A 3,384-nucleotide genomic window follows, 5' to 3' on the forward strand; every position below is an offset into this window, starting at 1 on the left:
GACGCGGAGAATCCGGATTCCTGAACCCGCGGCCGGCACACCGTAAAATGATACTCCCGGACAGAAACAGCTTGACGGATATATCTCTCCATGCTGAATGTGAGCCAAGACTTCAAACAGGAGGCCATCCCGATGAACGGTTTCGGCGAGAATACGCGGCGCAACTGGCTGCGCCTCGATTTTGAGGTGATTCGTCCGATAACGCGGCTGGAGTATTTCCAGGGGGTGTATTGGAGTGCCATGCTCCGGGACTGGATAAGGCCCTATTTTGGCTGCGAGCTTTCCCAACTTGGCATTTACCCGGTGCCGGGGCAAAACGGGTTCCGCGACCTGTATCCCGGCGAAATCGTCTGCCTGGAACTCAGCGTGCCCCGCCAGCATCTGGCAGGGGTGGTGGAAATGCTGGAGGATGAGCTGAAAGGCATCGCCAAAGCCGTTTTTCCCGATCCCAGGCTGCATTTCCTGCCCGGAACCAGCCTGAAGCTGCTTTCCTATGCCAATCTGCCCGAGGGGGAAAGCCTGGAGCCGGCGTCGCCGGAAAGCTGCGCGGAGGAAGCGGCTGAGCTAGCTGGCGCGGCAAGCCTGGACTTGGTGTTTTACTGCCCCCTGCGCCTTAAACCTGGTGGAGAAGGCAAGGGGGATTTCCGCTTTCTGGATCCGCTCGGGCTGGAAACGGAGGTATTCTGGCAGGCCTTCTGCCGTGAACTGGAAATCACTCCCGGGGATGCGGAACTTCCCAGGATCGGGAACCGTGGCCTCATCTGGCTTGATGTTCCCTATTCCAAAACCTTGGGCGGGCTTGTGGGCGGTATCAGCCTGACCGGACCGATCCCTGAGCCACTGCTGACTGCCCTGCTCTGGGGCCAGTACAGGGGTATCGGCAAGAACCGGGGTCTGGGCTTCGGTTTTTACACGGTGGGCGGCAGCAGCCTGGACCTCGCGCGCAGAGCCAACCCGCGCCGGCTGAGCTGGCTGGCTCGGGCAGCCACTCTGGGCAACCTCCGCTCCACCCTCGAGGAGATGAATTCCGGTTCCCCCGGCCCGGACAACCTCGCCCGGGAAGACTTGCTGGAGGCGGGCAAGCCCTATCTGCTCAACGCCCGCAAGATGCTGCTGAAAGGCAGTCTCAGCCCCGGCGAAACCCTCAGCTTCTATAAACGTAGCTCCAGCGGCAAATACAGGGTAATAAGCATTTCCAACATCCACGAGCGCCACCTGCTGCTGGCCCTGCTGAGGCAAATCGAACTGCCCCTGGACCGGCTCATCGGGAAGGAATGCTATTCCTACCGCCGGGGCAAGAGCTACCACCAGGCGGCGGAACAGGCCCGCAAATACTTCTCCGCAGGCTTTGCCAAAGGACTGAAAAGCGACATCAGCTCCTTCTTCGACTCCATCCCCAGGCAGAACCTGCGCCTCCTTTTGGAAGGACTTTTTGGCGCGGACCCCACGGCAGGTCTGATTTCCTCATACATGCTGGGCCCGGGACCGGGCATCCCGCAGGGAAATCCGCTCTCGCCCCTGCTCTCCAACCTCTATTTGATTCCCTTCGACCGCGAACTGGGCAGGCAGGGCTGGCATCTGGTGCGCTATGCCGACGATTTTTGCCTCTTTGCCAATCACCCCCACGACCTGTTTCTGGATGCCGAAGTGGTGGAGGGAATCCTTGCTAAACTGGGGCTGAAACTCTCCCGGGACAAGACCCTGAGCTTCACCGTCAAGGACAGCCTGGACTTCCTGGGCTACCGGGTGGGAAGGGAGGATTTTGGCAAGCTGAAGCAGCCCCGTGACCCTGAACTCGAAAGCCACGGAATTCCCGCCTTTCAGGACGATTTTGCCCGGGGCAGGCCGCTGTATCTGACCTTCCGGGAAACCCATGTGACCAGCGAGGGGAACTGCATTGCCCTCCAAACGGGGGACGGCATCCGCAGACACTCCTGGAAAGAAATATCCCGAATTGTGGTGATCGGCAAACCAAGGGTCTCGGCTGGTGTTATCCAACAAGCCCTCATCCGGAAAAAACCGGTGGTGTTCATGACCGTGATGGGCAGGCAACTGGGAGGTTTTGCCCACAACAGCAGGTCCTACGCGCCGGCACATGTGTTCAATTCGCCGGATATGTCCTGGCAGGATTTCCAACTGGACTACATCCGCTCCCTGGTTGCAGCCAAAATCCACAATCAAAGGACGCTTTTGCAGAGCAAAGGCATCAGCGAGCCCCGGCTGAGGGAACTGGAGGCGTCGTTGACCGAATGTGCCGACCCGGAGGTCCTGCGTGGGAAGGAAGGAGCCGCGTCGGTCGTTTACTGGCGTCATTTCCGCGAACTGGTGAAGCCGCTGGACTTTCCCCGCCGCAGCTACCATCCACCGGAAGGGCCGGTGAACGCCATGCTGTCCCTGGGCTACACCATCCTCTACTTCCGGATGGCTGAAAGCCTGTCGGCAGCGATGCTTAATCCCTGGGAAGGAATTTTCCATTCACCCAGGGGCCTGCATTACGCTCTGGCTTCAGACATGATCGAACCTTACCGCTTTCTGGTGGACCGGGTGGTGCTGTCCCTTATTCACAACCGTCAGATAGGCCCCGATGACTTCATCTCTGAGCAGGAAGGCTCCGCCCCGCGACTGTCTTCAGCCGCCATGAAAAGCTACATCCACCGCTATGAGCTTACCATGCGCAACGAGGTGAAGATCGGAGATTTGACCCTAAGCTGGGCCCTGCAAATCGACCGCGCCCCCTTCCAACTGATGCGCAGCCTGCGCCTGGGCTTGCCGTTCAAACCCTTTCGGATGTGCTGAATGCACTACGTAATCGCCTTTGACGTTTCTGACAACAAGGTGCGCCGCCACCTTACCAAAATCCTCCTCGGAAAGGGCATCCGCATCCAGGAATCAGTATTCGCCGTGAACCTGAAAACCCACGAACTAAAATCCGTGGCCCGCAAACTGGAAAAAACCCTGGACGAAAAAGGGGTCATCCATATCTTTACCGTCTGCGGCACCTGCGCCAAAAAATCACTTGCCATAAACAGGCAGGTGGAATATTATATCACTGATTGAGGTCCAAAGGTCCGTTGCGAACAAGGCGATAATGACGCCAGGCAAGAGAGGATGAAAGGATCGCTGTCAAACAAGTGTAATGACCTGCCCCGCAGGGGGCAGGGGTTCGCTTTAAGATGCTGCAAGCCAGCACTTTGCAATGCCTCATAGCCGTGAAGCCGCTTGTGGAGAGGCTTTGAGCCTGTTTTCCGCGAACCTGCCCTTTCGACCTTCATTATCAGGCCCGGGTCAGAGGAGGTTCACGGAAATGGGGTCCCAAACCCGCTCTGCTAAAGGGCTAAAATCGAGGCTCTTGAAATGACCTCCCTCGCCGGGAGGGGTTGAGAC

The 3,384-nt window shown here is 58.3% G+C and carries 2 protein-coding genes; both read left to right on the forward strand.

The genetic code is table 11. From position 1 onward, the window contains the following. Positions 1-132 precede the first annotated feature (132 nt). Entirely contained in the window at positions 133-2,796 is a 2,664-nt protein-coding gene (cas1, locus tag GX466_05110) for a CRISPR-associated endonuclease Cas1 (protein NLH93583.1), read from the forward strand. After that, entirely contained in the window at positions 2,797-3,057 is a 261-nt protein-coding gene (gene cas2 / locus GX466_05115; protein NLH93584.1) for a CRISPR-associated endonuclease Cas2, read from the forward strand. Positions 3,058-3,384: the final 327 nt, after the last annotated feature.

The sequence above is a fragment of the Candidatus Cloacimonadota bacterium genome (assembly GCA_012516855.1).
Lineage (GTDB): Bacteria > Cloacimonadota > Cloacimonadia > Cloacimonadales > Cloacimonadaceae > Syntrophosphaera.

Bases quoted from the DNA above. Each gene is read 5' to 3' on its own strand.
- cas1 (NLH93583.1), top strand. From the start codon at position 133: ATGAACGGTTTCGGCGAGAATACGCGGCGCAACTGGCTGCGCCTCGAT.
- cas2 (NLH93584.1), top strand. From the start codon at position 2,797: ATGCACTACGTAATCGCCTTTGACGTTTCTGACAACAAGGTGCGCCGC.